General features: G+C 72.0%; 14 protein-coding genes and 1 pseudogene. 8 read left to right on the forward strand and 7 right to left on the reverse strand.

All coding sequences use genetic code 11. From position 1 onward, the window contains the following. The first annotated feature begins 149 nt into the window (after positions 1-149). Positions 150-953, forward strand: a complete 804-nt coding sequence (locus tag AB0F52_RS46545; RefSeq protein ID WP_360185361.1) for an SAM-dependent methyltransferase — start codon at positions 150-152, stop codon at positions 951-953. A gap of 128 nt (positions 954-1081) precedes the next feature. Then, positions 1082-2074: pseudogene (locus AB0F52_RS46550) on the forward strand (IS481 family transposase). On the opposite strand, the gene AB0F52_RS46555 reads toward AB0F52_RS46550, so the two are convergent. The 3 genes from AB0F52_RS46555 to AB0F52_RS46565 are packed head-to-tail and all read right to left on the reverse strand — an operon-like array spanning position 2065 to position 4134. Then, positions 2065-2418, reverse strand: a complete 354-nt coding sequence (locus tag AB0F52_RS46555; RefSeq protein ID WP_360185363.1) for a ClpX C4-type zinc finger protein — start codon at positions 2416-2418, stop codon at positions 2065-2067. The pseudogene AB0F52_RS46550 and the gene AB0F52_RS46555 sit on opposite strands and share 10 nt — an antisense overlap. A 25-nt stretch (positions 2419-2443) precedes the next feature. After that, positions 2444-2830, reverse strand: coding sequence for a hypothetical protein (locus AB0F52_RS46560; RefSeq protein WP_360185527.1), 387 nt, complete (start codon positions 2828-2830; stop codon positions 2444-2446). A 56-nt stretch (positions 2831-2886) separates the two neighbouring features. Beyond that, positions 2887-4134 carry a GDSL-type esterase/lipase family protein gene (locus tag AB0F52_RS46565; RefSeq protein ID WP_360185366.1) on the reverse strand — a complete coding sequence of 416 codons (1248 nt, stop codon included), beginning with the start codon at positions 4132-4134 and terminating at the stop codon, positions 2887-2889. Between the two features lie 128 nt (positions 4135-4262). On the opposite strand from AB0F52_RS46565, the gene AB0F52_RS46570 reads away from it, so the two are divergent. Continuing rightward, positions 4263-4505, forward strand: a complete 243-nt coding sequence (locus tag AB0F52_RS46570; RefSeq protein WP_360185369.1) for a hypothetical protein — start codon at positions 4263-4265, stop codon at positions 4503-4505. A 23-nt stretch (positions 4506-4528) separates the two neighbouring features. On the opposite strand, the gene AB0F52_RS46575 is transcribed toward AB0F52_RS46570, so the two are convergent. From AB0F52_RS46575 to AB0F52_RS46585, 3 genes are all read right to left on the reverse strand, one after another. Further along, positions 4529-5377 carry a GH25 family lysozyme gene (locus tag AB0F52_RS46575; protein ID WP_360185372.1) on the reverse strand — a complete coding sequence of 283 codons (849 nt, stop codon included), beginning with the start codon at positions 5375-5377 and terminating at the stop codon, positions 4529-4531. A gap of 93 nt (positions 5378-5470) precedes the next feature. Beyond that, a complete protein-coding gene (locus AB0F52_RS46580; RefSeq protein WP_360185375.1) occupies positions 5471-6901 on the reverse strand; it encodes a radical SAM protein in 1431 nt (476 codons plus the stop codon). Continuing rightward, positions 6902-9481 (reverse strand): glycosyltransferase, encoded by a 2580-nt coding sequence (locus AB0F52_RS46585; protein ID WP_360185377.1) that lies wholly within the window; start codon positions 9479-9481, stop codon positions 6902-6904. 120 nt (positions 9482-9601) lie between these two features. Here AB0F52_RS46585 and AB0F52_RS46590 point away from each other — a divergent pair, with 120 nt between their 5' ends. From AB0F52_RS46590 to AB0F52_RS46610, 5 genes are all read left to right on the forward strand, one after another. Then, positions 9602-10696, forward strand: coding sequence for a sensor histidine kinase (locus AB0F52_RS46590; RefSeq protein WP_360185380.1), 1095 nt, complete (start codon positions 9602-9604; stop codon positions 10694-10696). Continuing rightward, positions 10693-11346 (forward strand): response regulator transcription factor, encoded by a 654-nt coding sequence (locus tag AB0F52_RS46595; RefSeq protein ID WP_360185383.1) that lies wholly within the window; start codon positions 10693-10695, stop codon positions 11344-11346. Before AB0F52_RS46590 ends, AB0F52_RS46595 begins: the two co-directional genes overlap by 4 nt. A gap of 87 nt (positions 11347-11433) precedes the next feature. Then, positions 11434-11823 (forward strand): hypothetical protein, encoded by a 390-nt coding sequence (locus tag AB0F52_RS46600; protein WP_360185385.1) that lies wholly within the window; start codon positions 11434-11436, stop codon positions 11821-11823. 2 nt (positions 11824-11825) lie between these two features. Next, positions 11826-13139, forward strand: coding sequence for a DJ-1/PfpI family protein (locus AB0F52_RS46605; protein ID WP_360185388.1), 1314 nt, complete (start codon positions 11826-11828; stop codon positions 13137-13139). Positions 13140-13282: 143 nt separating this feature from the next. Continuing rightward, positions 13283-16927, forward strand: coding sequence for a family 78 glycoside hydrolase catalytic domain (locus tag AB0F52_RS46610; RefSeq protein ID WP_360185391.1), 3645 nt, complete (start codon positions 13283-13285; stop codon positions 16925-16927). Positions 16928-16969: 42 nt separating this feature from the next. On the opposite strand, the gene AB0F52_RS46615 is transcribed toward AB0F52_RS46610, so the two are convergent. Beyond that, positions 16970-18268, reverse strand: coding sequence for a cytochrome P450 (locus AB0F52_RS46615; RefSeq protein WP_360185394.1), 1299 nt, complete (start codon positions 18266-18268; stop codon positions 16970-16972). Positions 18269-18299: the final 31 nt, after the last annotated feature.

The raw sequence follows: 18299 nt of genomic DNA on the forward strand, positions 1-18299 counted from the left end.
ACGATGCCAGTCTCGAACGCCGACTGCCCAGCTCCGAGATCCTTTGGCAGCGAGAGGGAAAACGACGGTCGCCATGGTGCTCAAGCCGTTCACGGGATGAGCGCCGTGGGGAGCGCTAAAGTGAGCCGAGCCGACTCGAGGGGACCACCATGACCGATCAGGAAGGCGCCGACTGGATCCCGGCCGGGGCCGATCTCTCGCGGCCCAGTGCCGCGCGGATCTACGACTACCTGCTGGGCGGGGCCCACAATCTCGCGCCCGACCGGGACGTCGCGCGCAAGCTCGAGGCCATCCAGCCCCAGGTCGCCGCGGTCGCCCGGCGGAACCGGGCCTTTCTCCGGCGCGTGGTGCGGTTCATGCTCGACCGAGGCGTCCGGCAGTTCCTCGATCTCGGCTCCGGCATCCCGACCGTCGGCAACGTGCACGAAGTCGCCCAAGAGGTCGATCCGGCCGCCAAGGTCGTCTACGTCGACTACGAACCCGTTGCCGTCGCGCACAGCCGGATGCTGCTCAAAGGCAACCTTCACGCCGAGGCCCTCGAAGCCGATGCCACCGACACCGCGGCTGTTTTGAAGTCCGAACCGGTGGAACGGCTGCTCGACCTCGGCAAGCCCGTCGGGTTGCTGGCCATCACCCTGGGGCACTACCTGCCCGAGGTCCGCGGGGTGTTCGCCGCCTACCGCGACGCCCTCGCGCCCGGCAGCTACCTCGCGCTCACCCATCTGACCAACGACTTCGCCGTCCTGAGCGACCCGCGCGTCGCCGAAACCATGCGCCAGACCCAGGACCACATCCACCCGCGCACCAAAGACGAAGTGCTGGCGCTCTTCGAGGGCTTCGAGCTCGTCGAACCCGGGCTGACCACCTCGGCCAACTGGCGGCCGGACCGGCTCGCCGCCGTCGTCGATCCCGAAGAAGACGGTCTTTACGCCGGGGTCGGCGTGAAGGTCTAGGTGTGATGTCCAGGGACGTTGTCCCGAGTTGAGGTGACCCGGTGGCGGCCTGTCGTGCTGACAGGTGAAGGCCTCCGGATGTGAAGTGGAGCTGTCTAGGAACCGCTTCACACCCTCCGGAGGCCTTCGTGTCCCACCCTAACGCCACCCTGACCCCACGCACCCGGCTGCGGCTGGCTCGTCTGATCGTCGATCAGGGCTGGACCCCGACCGCAGGGCGAAGATGTTCATGGTCGCACCCAAAACGCCCGCAAATGGGCCGACCGCTATCGCGCTGAAGGCCCGGCCGGGATGGCTGACCGCAGCTGCCGTCCGCATCACAGTCCGGCCCGCACACCCCAGCACCTGGTGCGGGCGATCGTGCGGCTGCGGTGGCGCAAGCGGCTGGGCCCGGTCCAGATCGGCGGCCGGCTCGACCTACCCGCCTCCACAGTGCACGCGGTGCTGGTGCGCTGCCGGATCAACCGACTCTCCCGCATCGACCGGGTCACCGGTGAACCGCTGCGCCGCTACGAACACGACCACCCCGGCTCGCTGATCCACGTCGATGTCACCAAGTTCGGCAACATCCCCGACGGCGGCGGACACCGATTCGTCGGCCGGCAGCAAGGAGATCGCAACCGCGCCGCGACCCCGGGCAAGCCCCGCAACGCCTACCACAACCCCAAGATCGGGACCGCATTCGTGCACACGGTGCTCGATGACCACTCCCGCCTCGCCTACGCCGAGATCCACGCCGACGAAACCGCCGCCACCGCCACCGGGGTATTGCACCGGTCGGTGGCCTGGTTCGCCGCCCACGGCGTCACCGTCAAACGGGTGCTATCGGACAACGGGTCGGCCTACCGCTCCCACGCCTGGCGCGACACCTGCACCGAGCTGGGAATCACCCCGAAACGGACCCCAGCCATACCGGCCGCAAACCAACGGCAAAAATCGAGCGGTTCCACCGCACCTTGGCCGACGGCTCGGCCTACGCCCGCTTCTACCCCTCCGAAACCCTGCGACGGACCGCGCTACCAGGCTGGCTGCACTTCTACAATCACCACCGACCCCACAGCGCAACCGGCGGCAAGCCACCCATCACCCGGCTGACCAACCTCCGCGGACATCACATCTGAGCGAACCGCTCCCAAGCCGATTGGCGGGTCATCCCCAGCGCCTCGCCGATCTGGGACCACGTACCGCCCAGGGCGCGGGCCTTGCCCACCCAGGCCGCCAGGTTGTCCTGGACCTGGGTGCTCGCCGCCGATACCGGGCGCAGGTTCGAAAGCACCTGCTCCAAGGGCAGGTCGTGCTCCCACGGCGCGATCAGCGGGACGTCCGCCGGCTTTCCTTCGATCACCGACACGCACAGCTGCACGCACCCGTCGCAGATGAACACCCCCGGGCCGGCGACCAGCGTGTCCACTTCCGTGTTGGGCTTGGAACAGAACGAGCAGCGTGCGAACACCGCAGTACCCATGAGACCTCCTTTGTCAGGCGCGACCTTACAGTCGTAAGGGTGCGCCTGACAAGAGGAAGGCCGCCGTCCACTCGGACAGCTCCGTCAGCCGGCCGGTCAGCTCCTCGATCTCCGCCCAGCGGCGGTGCTCGCGCTCCAGGTCCGGCACCAGGAAGTCCTCCACCAGCAGCAGGAGCGTCGCGATCTCGTAGGCGACGTCGGCGAGCTGCAGGAACGGCCGGTACTGGGCCTCCGTGCCCGCTCCGTGCCGCGCGGCCCAGTCACGGGCGCCGTGACCGGCGGTGCGGCAGACCGTCTCCACCGTGCGCCGCAGGTCGCCGCGACGGGAGCCCGGCGGCCCTTCGGCCAGCGGGGCGACGTTCCAGGCCACCGACAGCAGGCAGCACCCGGCGTCGTCCATCGACTCGTTCATCACCGGACGTACTCTGCTGACCGGCACGCACAGTTCCGCCATTCCGACTCGCCGGCTCACCCCATCGTGTGGCCGACCAGCCCGGATCGGGTGAGCATCGGCACCGAGACGAAGTCCGCGAGTGCCTGCTGGCCGGCGGCGTTCGCGTGGATGCCGTCGCCGTTGTCGTAGGCCGGCAGGATGCTGTTCGGCTTCAGCGGGTCCGCCAGCACCGTGTCGAAGTCCACGACACCGGAACACGTGCCGCCGCAGGTGTTCCAGCGCTCGACGAACAGCGCGATCTCGTGCCGGGCCAGGTTCGCCTGGTCGCTGTACCCCGGCCGCGGCGTGCTCGGCGTGACGTACACCGGGATGCCCGCCGCCCGCAGCCGCGCGAACACCGCCCGGTAGCTGTCGAGGATCGTCGCCGCGTCGCAGCCGTACGCCAGGTCGTTGGTTCCGTAGTAGTAGATGACGGCCGTGACGCCGTGCAGCGCCAGGACGTCCCGGTCCAGCCGGCTCGCCGCGTCCAGGCCCGCGACCGACGGCGGCATCCCCGGGCACGACCGGGCGCTCGTCGTGCCCGAGACGCCGGCGTTCGCGACGGCGAGCTGCGCGGACGAGGCGACGATCCGCCGCGCCAGGTCGTCGGTCCACCGGCGGTTCGCGCCGAGCTCGGTGCAGCCGGGGCCGCAGTTGGTGCTGCCGATGCCGTCGACGACCGAGCTGCCGAACGGGACGACGACGCCCTGCAAAGCCGCGTTGTGCACGTCGACGGCGCTGACGACGTACGTGGCGCCCACCGTCGCCGTGAAGGCTTCGCCCGAAGCATCGCCGGCGTGGTCGCCCGAGTCCGGTGGCGTGAGGTAGTTGTCGCGCAAGGCCGCGCCGTGGCGGCCGGGCACGGCGGTCCCTTCGACCGCCATGCTCACCGCGAGGTCGGAGTCCGGGCGCGTCACGAGCTTCGTCTCGTCGCTCCAGACCTCGCCGCCCGCCGGGATCGTGACGGCGTGGCGCCCGAAGAAGGTCAGGTCGCGGACCCCGGTGACGGCGGCACCGCCCGCGCTCGGCCCGGCGGTGGCGTGCCCGATGGTCAGCGGCCCGGTGCCGAAGGTGTTCTGGAACCGGACGCGCACGGCGTCGCCACCCTGGCTCAGGTGGGTGATCATCCGCAGCGACTGCCCGGTGACCGCCGTGTCGGCCCGCCCGTCCTGGGACTGCGCCCACGACGTGAACCACGCCCGCCCGGCCCCGGCGGCGCCCGGAGCGGAGACGACGGCGGCCGCGGCCACGGAAACCGCAGCGAGAACGGCGATCCTGCGCACGGCGCCTCCTGAGTCCACAAAGGACGAGCGACGAACAGCTCCTCCGCCGATCGTAAGCAGCCGGTCACGCAGGCGACAAGGATTTGTCCGATCTTGTCAGCGGCGGCGGTCTCCGGTTCGATGGCGGCATGAGCGAACCCCGCACGTTCGGCGATCCGTACGAAACCCCGGACGGGACGACGGTGCTCCCGGTCCACCGGCCGGTCGGCGTGTTCGCGGTCCGCGACGGCCAGGCCAGGTGGGAACCGGCGGTCGACGCCACCCGCGTCGCCCTGCTGGGCGTGGGCATCGGGCTGGTCGCCGCCACCCTCGCCGGGATCGCCATGGTGCACCGGCCGCCGTGGCCGGACCTGCGCCAACGCAGGCGCTAGCGCCGGGGGCCGGCCAGGGCGACCTAGCCCTTCGCCAGCGCCTGCACCCGGCCGATCGGGCCGTTGTAGTAGTTCTGGTCGCCCGGCAGGCCGCCGCCGCGGGCGAACTGCCAGATGCTCTGCTTCTCCCACCCCGCCGGCAGCTCGCCGACGTCCGGGCCGTAGCGCGCCAGCCACAGCGGATCGGTGTTGCCGAAGCGGGCCGTGTTGCCGGTGCACTGCTTCCACCAGGCCGTGCTCGTGTAGATCAGTGCGCTGCGCTTGACCTTCGCCAGGTACGTGCGGGTGAAGTCCGCGATCCACGCCGTCAGGTCGGCCGGGTTCTTGCCGTAGCAGACGTCGCCGTACGGGTTGTACTCGACGTCGAGCGCGCCGGGCAGCGTGGTGCCGTCCGCGCGCCAGCCGCCGCCGTTGGCGATGAAGTACTCCGCCTGCTCGGCGCCGCCCGAGACGTCCGGGCGGGCGAAGTGGTAGGCGCCGCGGATGATGCCCGCCGCGTGCGCGCCGTCGTACTGCTGGCCGAACTGCGGGTTGACGAAGCCGGTGCCCTCGGTCGCCTTGACGTAGGTGAACTTCGCCCCGGCGCCGGCCGCGGCGGCCCAGTCGACCGGGCCCTGGTGCCCGCTGACGTCGTGCCCGAGCGTCTGCTCGGCCGGGTCGGTCCGCGGGGTGCCCCGGACGCCTTCGTGGCGCGCGATCTGCGTGCCCGCGTAGTTCGTGTCGGCCAGGGAGTAGTCGGCCGGGGAGTAGTCGGCCAGGGAGTAGTCGGCCGGGGAATGGTCGGCTCGGGCGGGCGTCGCGGCCACCAGCGCCGCGAGCACCGCCAGCGCGGCCGCTCCCGCCGGCCGCTGTCCCGGTACGGTTCGGTTCATCCGGGCTCCGATCTCGGTACGGGCAGATCCGGAATCCATGCTGCCTGCCGGGCTCGGTCCCCGCGAGGCTTGTGTCACCCGATGCAGTGATCTTCAGAGTTCGGTGGTGATGATCGCCTCGACGAGCACTTCCCCGGCCGGCGTCAGCTCGACGACACCCGGCCGCAACCGGACGAGGCCCCGCGAAGCCAGCGAGCGGAACTTGCCCAGCCACGGTTCCGCGAACAGCGAGCGCCCGGGGAACCGCGCTGTGTGCAGGGAATCCCGCAGCGGCTGCAACGTCGTGAGCGCCATCTTGACGGCCCGTGCTTCCTGCGCCTCGGGCGTGAACCGCGTCGCGGACCCCAGCGGGATCCGGCCGGAGCGCACGGTTTCGGGGTAGCGGCGGGAGTTCACGTCGGTGATCGCCTCGGACGCGCGGCAGCTCGAGCTGCCGCCCAGCCCGATCGCGACCTCGGCCTCCTGCTTGTCCTGGTCGACCATGATGGACTTCCACTTCTCCGGCCCGAGGCCGTCGCGCGCGAAGTACATCGTCGGGTGCTCGGTGTACCCGGCCGCGCGCAGGCCCTCGGTCAGCAGCTCCCGCATCTGGTACTGCTCGCCGAGGGTCGGCCAGCGGTGCCCGTCGCGCACCAGCTTGTCCCGGTAGGACGGCAGCTGCCACGCGGCCGGCTTCTCCCCGGTGACGCCGGTGCGGGTGTCGCTGTAGGAAGCCAGGTGCAGCTTCGTGCACACCACCGCCGTGACTTCGTTCTCCAGCACGACGTCGAGGTCGCGGCGGACGCTGTCGAGGGTCTGGTCGAGCAGGCCGTACATCAGGTCGATGCTGACCCATTCGAAGCCCGCCGCCGTCGCATTGCGGACGAAGTCGACGCACATCTTCGCGGTGTGCTCGCGGCCGCACAGCTCGAGCACGTGGTCGTCGAACGACTGGACGCCACTGGACAGCTTGGTGCAGCCCAGTTCCCGCAGCAGGTCGAGCTTGGCCGGGGTGAACGTGCTCGGGTCGCCTTCGAAGCGGATCGTCGTGTCGGCGGTGAACCCGAAGTGCGAGCGGTAGAACTCCAGCAGGCGGCGGATCTCGGCCTCCGGCAGCAGCGACGGCGTGCCACCGAAGACGTTGAACTCCCCCACCGCGGCACCGGCCAGGTTCGGCACGGCGTCGAGCCACAGCCGCGCCTCGGCGATGTTGAGGTCGACCCAGTCGGCCGCCTTCTCGATCTTGCCCTTGACCAGCACCACCGGGTACTGGCAGAACCGGCAGCGGTAGGCGCACGTGGGGATGTAGGACCACAGGTGGATCGGCCCGGACGAGGCCAGCTGCGCGTCCAGGTCGCGCAGGAACTCCGCCGGCGTGCCGGGTACGTTGCCGGGGAACACGTGCGCCCCGAACGGGTCTTCCTGCACGAAGTCGAGCAGGTGCCGGTTCTCGGGCGCCTCCAGGACGTCGAGCACGGCGGGCCGCGGCCACGCGGGGTCGATGGCGTGCAGCGAGCCGACCGCTTCTTCATAGCCCAGGGTCATTCAGAACACCCCTCCGTTGCCGAAGTAGTTGTGGGCTTCTCCCGACTCGCGGTCCTCGCAGTAGTAGCGGACGAACTCCGCGAACCGCGCGGCCGGCACCGCCGCCAGGCACGGCGGCAGGGGAGGCGGGTGGCCGATGTCCGCGCCGACGTGCCGCCGCAGGCAGGCGAACAGCTCGTCGGCGAACTCGAAGTACAGCCGGTAGGACGGCGTCTTGTAGGCGTGGATCGGCGTGAAGTCGACGACCCGCATCTCGTGCCGGATCTCACTGATCCGCCGGGCCAGCCGCGCGGCGAGATCGGCGCCGAAGAAGGCGATGACGGCGTCGTCCTCCAGCAGCGCGGGCGTCAGGAGCACCGGCAGGATGGTGTTCTTCGGGGTGAAGTCCTTGATCGAGAACTCCCAGGCCTGCTTCGCTTCGGCTTCGGTGAGGTCGGCCGGCACCGGAGGCGCCGACGGCCGGATGTCGCGCATGACGATGATGCCGTCCGAGCCGTAGGCCCGGCCGGCGATGACCTCGTCGATGGCGTGGTCGACGCGCCGCGGGTTGATCTCGACGCGCGAGCGCGGGGCGTAGGTGATCGCGTCGCCGCCGCTGGCGACCTTGATCCCGAAGTCCCAGTCGTCGGAGAGGTGGTTGACGAACTTCCCGTCCTGCAGCTGGTAGAAGATCTCGATGCCGCCGGCGCGCTCGTAGGCGTCGCGCTCGACCGCGAAGCCCTTGCCGTCGGGGAAGCCGCCGAAGAGCGCGAAGGTGACGGCGCGGCACCGGAGTGTCCGCTGGATCGCGTCCCACAGCCGCGGCCGCCCGGTGAAGTGTTCGGCGTTGTAGTAGTAGTCGCAGACGCCGATGGCGGCCTTGCTCGACTCCATCGCGGTGAACAGTTCGCTCAGCCAGTGCGGGTCGACGCGGCAGTCCGCGTCGGCGGAGACGAGATAGTACCGCTCCCCCGGGTCGCTGTCGGGCCGGTTCCGGCTGCGGGCCGCGGCGAAGTCCATCCCCGCTCGCCTCGCGCACGAAACACCCTGCTCGGGTTCGTGGATGACGTGCAGCGCCAGGTCCGGGTGCGCGGCCGCGAAGGCGTGCGCGATGGCCACGGTGTCGTCGGTGGAGTTGTTGTCGACGAGCACGACCTCGTACCGGCTCTTGTCCAGGGGCGCGTCGCCGTCGTGCTGGTCGTGCAGCGTCCGCAGCACCTCCGGCAGGTTCGCGGCCTCGTTGTACACCGGCAGCACGACGCTCAGCCGCGTCGCCGCGCCCATCGGCGGCGGGTACAGCCGGTCCACCAGGTCGTCGACGACCCGCGCGCCGAACCGCGCCTGCCCGAGTTCCGAGTTCACCCGCACCACTTCCGCCCGTTTCCCTTCGTCGGTGATCAGCTCGGCGACTTCGCGCGCGAACGCCGCGTCCGGCAGGTCGCGGGCCCGGATGTCCAGCACCGGCGCCCGGAAACCGCCGTAGACGACGTCGTACAGCTCGTACCCGCTGGTGATGTACGGCGTCCCGGACGCGATCGCCTCGCTGACCGGGTTGCCGTAACTTTCGTAGTCGTAGGAGGTCAGGAAGGACACGACCGTCGTGTGGGCCAAGAGGTCGCGCACGGAGTACCGGCCGGGGACGGCGGTGTCGTACGGGGTCAGCCAGCCGCCGAACACGACGCGCTCGCGCACGCCCAGGCGATTCGCGAGGTCGACGAGCCGGGCGTGTTCGGTGGGTGTCTCGCCGACGTCACCGGCGACGAACAGCCACGCGTCCGGCAGCAGGGCCAGCAGGTGGAGGTCCCGGTCGATGCGCTTCTGCGGGATGATCCGGGTGATCCGGGCCAGCAGCGGGACGCCGTCCGGAATCCCGTGGTCGCGCCGGAAAGCCGCGTTGCGCTCGTCGATGCGCGCGGGGGCGATGGCGAAGGAGTTGGGCAGGACGTCGATGTTCGCCAGCTCCGGGACCCACTCCAGCGTCCGCGCCTTCGCCTGCTCGTGCAGGGCGAAGTAGTGGATGTGCGGGGAGTTCCGCGGCGCGGGGACGCCGGGGTACGGGAACGTGCCGTACTTGGCGATGCCGGGTTCGCTCTGCCACATCAGGTCGTGGTCGCGCCAGAACACGAACCGGCCGAGCCGGTGGCGAGCGCCGTAGCGATCGATCGCGGCGTACAGCGCCTCGGTGTAGGCGAGGTTCTCCGGCAGGGTCCCGTTCTCCACCATCACCACGGTCACGCCGAGGCGTTCCCAGGTGGCCACCATCCGGTCCGCCAGTTCGCCGGCGACGCGGTCGATCTCCGGCCGCAGCGTGTCGTCGCCGTCCTGCACGACTTCGCCCAGGACCCGCTCGACGAACTCGCGGTCGTAGCCGCGGATCCGCTCGACGCCTTCGACGCGGTCGAGCGTGACCCAGTCCGGCAGCAGCTGGGCCTCGTCGCGGTAGGGGCGGAAGAACGCGCCCTTGTCGGCCTTGATGTCGTACCCGAGATCCAGGTGGACGCGGTGCCCGCGCGCGGCGAAGCGGTGCGCCGTCTTGAGGAACTCGACCACGACCCCGGACAGCGGAGTGGCGTCGAAGGACACGCCCCAGAGCACTGACATCGATGTCAAACCCCCGTATCGGCCTCGCCGTGGTTTCCAGCGTAAGCGCCGGGACGTCGAACGGCCGTGTGAGCGCTTTCGTGGTTGACCGCGGGGCGCCGCAGCCTCCACAGTGACCGCATGAACCGGGCCCTCGGGGTGCTGACCTGCGGCGCCTTCCTCTCGATCGTGCTCGGGGTGCTCGGCTCCGGCGAACCCCGGCTCGCCCTCCTGCTCGGCGCGGTCTTCGCCGTGCTCGCGACGGTGGTCTTCGGCTGGGTGCGCGGCCGCGAGCGGCTCGCGTGGGGCGCGGCCTACGTCGCCGTCCAGCTGCCGCTGGCTTTCGTGCTCTTCACGATCGACGCCGGCGTCGGGACGACGTTGTTCCTGGTCGTGCTGGTCAGCCAGTGCGTGCTGCTGCGCCTGCCGCGCCCGGCGATCGCGCTCGTGATCGCCGTGGTCCCGCTCGTGCACCTCGGGATGTCGCTGGGCGAAGGGCTGCGGGAAGGGATCGGCACGTTCATGTCGGTGCTGTTCGCCGCGATCATCACCGAACTGCTGCTGCGGGAACAGCGCTCGCGCGGCGAACTCGCCGAGGCACACGCGAAACTCCGCGACCACGCCGCCCAGGCCGAGCGCCTCGCGACGGCGCAGGAGCGCAACCGCGTCGCGCGCGACATCCACGACGGGCTCGGGCATTCGCTCACCGTCGTCCAGATGCAGGTGAAGGCCGCGCGGGCGGTGCTGCCGGCCGATCCCGGCAAGGCCGACGCCGTCCTGGCGAAAGCGCAGGAGCAGGCCGAAACCGCGCTGGCCGAGGTGCGCCGCTCGGTACGGACGCTTCGCGAACCGCGGGCGATCCCGCCGCTGCCGGAAGCGCTGCGAGCCCTCGCGGAAGAGACGTCGGCGACCGGTGTCGCGGCCCGGCTCACGGTGACCGGCACCGAACGCCCGCTCTCCGAGGAGCAGCGCGAAGCGCTCTACCGGGCCGCGCAGGAAGGCCTGACGAACGTCCGCAAGCACGCCGGCGCCGAGACCGTGGCCGTCGTCCTGGACTACGCCGCCACGGCGGTCCGGGTCGAAGTCCGCGACGACGGCCGGGGCAGCGACGGCGGCGAGCCGGCCGGCTTCGGCCTGGTCGGGCTCCGGGAACGGGCCGCCCACCTCGGCGGCGAACTCGCCTTCACCTCGACCCCCGGTGGCGGCAGCGCCCTGACCATGGAGATCCCCGGATGACGCCGGTCCGCGTCCTGCTCGTCGACGACCAGGCCCTGTTCCGCGAAGCCCTCGCCACCCTGCTCGCCGCGCACGACGGCATCGACGTCGTCGGCGAAGCCGGGAACGGCGCCGAAGCCCTGCGCGAAGCCGCTTCGCTGGCACCGGACGTCGTCCTGATGGACCTGCGGATGCCGGTCCTCGACGGCGTGGCCGCGACCCGGCGGCTGCGGGCGGAGCAGGCGAGCGTCCGGGTCATCGCGCTGACCACCTTCGACGACGACGAAGACGTCTTCGCGGCCCTGCGTGCGGGCGCCGTCGGCTACCTGCTCAAGGACGTCTCGTCGGCACGGCTGGTCGAGGCGGTGCTGGCGGCGGCTCGCGGGGAGTCCGTGCTGCAGCCGTCGGTGGCGGCCAAGGTGGTGGCGCGGTTCGCCCAGCTGCCGGACACGCCGGCGCCGCGGCCCCAGCCGCTGGTGGTGCCGCTGTCCGAGCGCGAACTCGACGTGCTGCGGCTGCTCGCCGAGGGCCGCAGCAACCGCGAGATCGCCGCGGCGCTGTTCCTCGCCGAAGGCACGGTGAAGAACCACGTCACGAACGTGCTGGGCAAGCTCGGCGCACGCGACCGGACCCAGGCCGCGTTGCGCGCGAGGGATCTCGGCCTGCTTTAGACCGTGACCCCCGGTCATGACTTCCGGCACCTGGCAGCACGGCCGGGAACCGCGATTCTCGTCCAGGAGCAACCCTGGAGGGAAACCATGACCACCACCGAAGCCACCCGGACCACCGCCCGCAAGCTCGCCCGGTTCGCCGGCCACTACGTCGAAATGGTCGTCGCCATGCTCATCGGCATGGTGGCGCTCGGCCCGCTGTGGCCGGCCGCCTGGCTCGAGCGCCCGGCCGTCGACGCGATCGTGATGGCCACGAACATGACCGTCGCGATGGTGCTCGCCATGGCGCTGCGCCGCCACGCGTGGCCGCGGATCGCCGAGATGGCCGCCGTGATGTACCTGCCGTTCGCAGCGCTCCTCGTGCCGTACGGGCTGGGCGCGATCTCCGGCACCGCGCTGATGGTCGCCGGGCACGTGATCATGTTCCCGCTCATGCTCGCCGCCATGGTGCGGCGCCGCGCCGAGTACTGGCACTGATCATGCTGAAGCGCCTCGCTTTCCTCCTCGCCGCGGTCGCCGCCGTGCTGGTGGTTCCCGCCGTCGGCGCGACCGTCTCCGCGCTCGGCGCGATCGACGCCCTCTACGCTCCCGGCCCGCCGCGGCCCGTCCCCGCCGCGGCGCCGGTCCCGCACGACCCGGCCAAGCCGACCGCGGTGGTCGTCGTCGGCGACCGCGGTGCCGTGGTCTCCGACGCACTCGCCCCCTACGAAATCCTGGCCGCGACCGGCCGGTTCAACGTCTACACGGTGGCGCCGCACCGCGAGCCGGAACCGCTGACCGGCGGCCTCGACCTGGTCCCGGACCTCGATTTCGCCGGTCTCGCCGCCCGGCTCGGCGGATCCGCGCCGGACCTCGTCGTCGTGCCCGCGTTCCCGGACGTCGGCGAGCCCGGCACCGAGCCGGTCACCACCTGGCTGCGGGCGCAGGCAGCGCACGGTTCGAAGCTGCTGAGCGTCTGCAACGGCGGCGCGGTGCTCGCCTCCGCCGGGTTGCTCGACGGCCGGCCGGCCACCGCGCACTGGCTGAAGGTCGACGCCTGGGCCGCCGCCTACCCGGCGGTGCGGTGGGTGCGCGGGATGCGGTTCGTCGACGACGGGAACGTCGTCACCACCGCCGGAATCCTCTCCGGCATCGACGGCACGCTGCACTGGGTCGAGCGGCTGGCCGGGCCCGCGGTGGCGGCCGACGCCGCGGCGGCCGTCGGCTGGCGCCGCTACGGCACCGCGGTGCCGGTGCACCCGCCGGCCGGGACGCCGGACGCGGCGGCGATCGTCAACGCCGGGTTCCGCTGGAATCCCGACAAGATCGGCGTACTCCTCGCGAACGGCGTCGGCGAGGTCGAACTCGCGTCGGTGTTCGACACCGAAGGCCAGTCGCTGTCCTCGCGCACCCTGTCCGTGAGCGCCGACGGCGGCCCGATCCGGTCCCGGCACGGACTGACGTTCCTGCCCCGGGCGGCCCTGACCGCCGCGCCGGACCTCGACCGGCTGCTCGTACCCGGCGCGACGCGCGGGGTCACGCCGCCACCCGGCGGCCCGGCGCCCGAGTACGTCCACGACCGGCCGGGCTTCCCCTACGACACCGCGGTCGGCGGGCTGTCCCGCCGCACCGACGTCGCCACCGCGCGCTGGACGGCGAAGGTGCTGGAGCTGCCCACCGACGGAGTCGTCTTCGAAGGCGACGCGTGGCCGTGGCTGCCGACGGCGCTGCCGATCGTGCTGGTGCTGCTCGGCACGGCGGGCGTCGTCGTGGTCGTCCGGGTGCGGCGGCACCGCCGACCTGAAACGATTTAGGAACTCCCCGCACCGGCAGTTTTCGGGCTTCCCGCATACCAGTGGCGTATTGCCAACACGTGAGGTGGTGATTACAGTCACCTCGCAAAGCTTGGTTGAAACGTTCTAATTCGCGTCCCCACCCCCGCCGCAAGGGAGCCTGCATGCTGCCCTCGAAGCTCTGGCGCGCCACCACCACGACCCTCGCCGCGATCCTGGCCCTGTCGGCCGCCGCGGTCCCTCCGGCCGGCGCCGCGCCACCGCCCGCCCTGGCCGGCGCGCACTGGATCTGGTACCCGGAAGGAACTCCCGCGCCCGCCGGGACCCGGTACTTCCGGACGACGTTCGCCGTGCCCGCCGGTGCGGTCACCGACGCCCGGCTCGTCCTCACCGGCGACGACACCGCCGACGTCTGGCTCAACGGCACCCCGCTCGCGTCTTCGGCCCGCACCAGGGACTCGTGGCGCACGGCGCTTCCGGTGGACCTGCGGCCGGCGCTCGCCCCCGGCGTCAACACCCTCGCCGTCGCCGTCCGCAACGCCGGCGGCCCGGCCGGCCTGCTCGGGCGGCTGCGGGTCACGACCGCGGCCGGCACCACCGACCTGGCCACCGGGGCCGGCTGGAAGAGCGCGCCGACCGTGCCGGAAGGCTGGGAACAGCCCGGTTTCGCGGACGGGACCTGGGCGGCCGCCGCGGATCTCGGCGCCTACGGCACCGCGCCGTGGGGCACCGGCGTCACCACCCCGAACCAGGCCGCGGCGTCACCGCTGTCGGTCGCGAGCGCCACGGTCGCGAACCGCGTCAACCCGCTCGGCGTCGATCCGGCGCAGCCGCGGTTCGCCTGGAAGCTGACCTCCCCCGCGCCGCAGCAGCGGCAGTCGGCGTACCAGATCGTCGTCTCCGCCGGCGGGCGCGACCTGTGGGACAGCGGCCGCGTCGCGTCCGCGCAGCAGGCCGACATCGCCTACGGCGGCCCGGCGCTCGGCTCGCTGACCGCGTACACGTGGCGCGTCCGCGTCTGGGACGGCCAGGGCCGCACGACCGGTTGGAGCCCGGTGCAGCGCTTCGAAACCGCGCTGCGGGCCCCGGCGACCGAGTGGACCGGCGCGTTCCTCGGCCGCGCCACGGCCGGCCCGGACCTCGCCGGCGCGAGCTGGATCTGGTACCCGGAAGGCGATCCGCTCGGCGGCGTACCGCCGTCCACCCGCTTCTTCCGCAAGACCCTGGACCTGGCCGCGGCCCCGGCGAAGGCCACCTTGGTCGTGACCGGGGACGACACCGCCACCGTCTGGGTCAACGGCACCCGCGTCAGCGACTCGCCGCGGGTCGCCGACTCGTGGAAGACGGCCGCGGTCACCGAAGTCGGCAGCCTGCTGACGGCCGGGGCGAACACCATCGCCATCAGCACGGAGAACACCACGCAGAGCCCGGCCGGGGCGATCGCGAAGCTGACCGTCCAAGGTGGACCTTCGCTGGTCACCGACGGCACGTGGAAGGCGAGCCAGAGCGGCCCGGACGGCTGGGAGCAACGCGCCTTCGACGACAGCTCCTGGCCCGCGGCGCGGGCGCTGACCGCCTACGGCACCGGGCCGTGGGGCGCGAACGTCGCCGTCAGCGCTCCCGCTCCCCTGCTGCGCAAGAGCTTCACGGTCACCAAGCGGGTCGCGAACGCGCGGCTGCTGACGACCGCGCTCGGGCTGCAGGAGACCCACCTCAACGGGGTCAAGGTCGGCTCGGAGGTCCTGTCCCCCGGCTGGACCGACTACACCAAACGCGTGCAGTACCGGGTTTCCGACGTCACCGGGCAGATCCGCCCCGGCGAGAACGTGCTGGGCGCGATGGTGGGCAACGGCTGGTACTCCGGGAGCCTCGGCATCGCCGGGAGCCGGAAGTACGGCACCGAACCGTGGTACTCCGCGCAGCTGCGGCTGACCTACACCGACGGCACGAGCACCACGATCGCGACCGACGGCACGTGGAAGGCCGGTGACGGCCCGATCCGCGCGGACGACCTCTACCAGGGCGAAACCTACGACGCGCGGCTCGCCACCGGCTGGGACCGGCCCGGCTTCGACGACCGCGGCTGGGCGGCACCCCGCGTGAAGACCGGCGCGCAGCCGAACCTGGTGTCGCAAGCGGACAATGGCGTCACGGTGCAGCAGGAGTTCAAGCCGGTCGCGTGGACCCAGCCGAAGCCCGGCGTGTGGGTGGCCGACCTCGGCCAGAACTTCAGCGGCTGGAACCGGCTTTCGGTGACCGGGCCGGCCGGTACCACCGTGACCATGCGGCACGCGGAAGTGCTCAACCCGGACGGCACGGTCTACACCACCAACCTCCGCGCGGCCCAGGCCACCGACCGGTTCACCCTGGCGGGCACCGGTCGCGCCGAGACGTACGAGCCGCGGTTCACCGTGCACGGCTACCGGTACGTCGAGCTGACCGGCCTGCCGTCCGCGCCGACGGCGTCGACCCTGACCGGCCGGGCGATGTGGACGACCGGCGCGCAGACCGGCACGTTCACGACGTCGAACCCGCTGGTGAACCAGCTGCAGCACAACATCCTGTGGGGTGAGCGCTCCAACATGCTGTCGGTGCCGAGCGACTGCCCGCAGCGCGACGAGCGGCTCGGCTGGACCGGCGACATCGGGATCTTCGCCGGGACGTCGACGTTCAACCTCGACGTCGCGAACTTCCTCGGCAAGTTCAGCGACGACCTCGTCGACGCGCAGCACGACGACGGGTCGTTCACCGACGTCGCGCCGGGGGTGCTGGGCGGCTCGGGCACGGCCGGCTGGGGCGACGCGGGCGTCATCGTGCCGTACACCTTGTGGCAGCGGTACGGCGACACCGGTGTGATCAACGAGCACTTCGCCGCGATGGTCCGGTGGGTCGAGTACCTGCGTTCGACCTCCGGCGCCGACCTCATCCGCGACCACCAGACCTACGGGGACTGGCTCAACGTCAACGACGAGACCCCGCACGACCTGGTCTCGACGGCGTTCGTCGCGTGGTCGGCGCGGTTGCTGTCCCGGATGGCCGCGGCCACCGGGCACACGACCGAAGCGGCGAAGTACGGGACGCTCGCCGACCAGGTCGGCGTCGCGTTCACCAACCGGTTCGTGGCCGCGGACGGCACGGTCGGGTCGAACACCCAGACCGGGTACGTGCTGGCACTGGCGTTCGGGCTGCTCCCGGCCGACCGCGTCCAGCCGGCGGCCGACAAGCTGGCGGCGCGCGTCGCCGCGGCCGGTGGGCACCTCATCGTCGGGTTCCTCGGGGTGGAGAACCTGCTGCCGGTGCTGGCCGCGCACGGCCACGCCGACGTCGCCTACCGGGTGCTGCTGCAGCCGGACTTCCCCGGCTGGGGCTACATGATCGGCCACGGCGCGACGACGATCTGGGAGCGCTGGGACGGCATCAAGCCGGACGGCTCGTTCAACGACCCCGGGATGAACTCGTTCAACCACTACGGTCTCGGCTCGGTCGGCGACTTCCTGTACCGCTCGGTGGGCGGGCTGGCCCCGGCGTCCCCGGGCTACTCGTCGCTGCGGATCGCGCCCGGCCCGGGTGGCGGCTTGACCTCGGCGAAGTCGGCGTACGAGACGCCGTACGGCGGCGCGGTCAGCGACTGGTCGATCGCGAACGGGAAGCTGACGCTGCGGGTGACGGTCCCGGCCGGCTCCTCGGCGACGGTGGTGGTGCCGACGTCCCGGCCGGCGGGGATCACCGCGCCGCCCGAGGCGGTGCCTTCGGCGGCGGGGACGTACTTCGTGCCGTCGGGCTCGTACGTTTTCACGGCTCCGGCGTGACCGGTGAGCCGGTGCCGCCGCGAACACGGCGGCGGCACCGGCTCAGCCGACCAGGTTGAGCTTCAGGTGGAAGTTGTCCAGGGTCGCCGGCAGCGGGCGGTCCGGGGACAGGACCGGTCCCGACGCCTGCTCGAACCGGTGGTGGCGCAGCAGGTTCGCCAGCATCGTGCTCGCGCAGAACAGCACCAGGTCGCGGCCCGGGCAGATCGCCGGGCCCGCGCTGAACGGGACCAGGGCCGGGTTCTCGGCCGCGCGGCCGTCGAGCCAGAGGTCCGGCTCGAACCGGTCGGCGTAAGGCAGGTCGGGGTCGCGGTGGAAGAACGGCGTGAAGATCAGCACCGTGGTCCCCGCCGGCCCCCAGGAGGTCTCCTCCGTCGTCTCGCGCAGGATCATCGGCGTGGTCGGCCACAGGCGGACCGCGTCCAGCACGCACGCGCGCAGGTAGCTCAGCTGAGCCGGCTCGGTGTCCCCGATGTCCGCGCGGGCCCGCTCCTGCTCCGCCGGGTGGCTCGCCAGCAGGGCCAGCGTGCGGTACGTCGCCATCCCCGCCGCGTCGAACGCGAACAGCCAGTGCGCCACCTGATCGGGCGCGGTGTCTTCGCCGACCTCGGCGATCACGGCGGCGAGGCTGCCCGGCTCGGCGCGGTTCAGGTGCTCCGTCAGGCGGCGCCGGAACTCCTCGCGCAGCTGCCTGCGCTTCGGGTGCAGGTACGCCCAGTTCGCGTCGAACCGCAGGCGTTCGAGCTGGTCGGTCAGCGTCGTGTCGTCGCGGGCACCCGAGCCGAGCACGACGCGCCGGACCAGCCGCCACCAGGCGACGTTGAAGGTGTCCCAGTCGAGGGAACCCTCGCTCGGCAGGAAGGCCGCCTCTTCGGCGATCGCGTGGGCGAACGGCGTCGCGAGCTCGTGCAGCGGACGGCCGGTGTCGAGCACGGCCTCGGTGAACCGGCGGCGGGCGGGCCGGCCGGCGGCGTCCGAAATCAGGACGCCGTGCGGCTGGAAGTGCCCCAGCGCGGCCCGCTTCTCCACTGTGGACGGACTGAACGGCGTCGGCGCGCCGGCCAGCAGCCGCTTCACGTCCGCGCCGGACAGTGCCAGTTCCACCGACCGGCCGGGGACGCGCAGCTTCAGCGGGCGGCCGTAGTGGCGCTCGCGCAGGCGGCGCAGCAACCGCACGGCCGGGCGGTCGAACTGCAGCTTCCCGGCCAGCGCCATGGCCGCGGGACGGCGCTTGATCACCCCGCCGGCCAGTGTGGGCAGCGCCACCTCGACCGCGACACGCAGGGTCTCGGCCACCGAAGCGGTCTCCGGTCGCGTGCGGTGTTCCCGAGTGGACGTCATGACGCCCGGCTACCCGCGGTGGCCGCGCCGA

Origin of the sequence: Amycolatopsis sp. NPDC024027 (genome assembly GCF_040638975.1) — a bacterium.
Lineage (GTDB): Bacteria > Actinomycetota > Actinomycetes > Mycobacteriales > Pseudonocardiaceae > Amycolatopsis.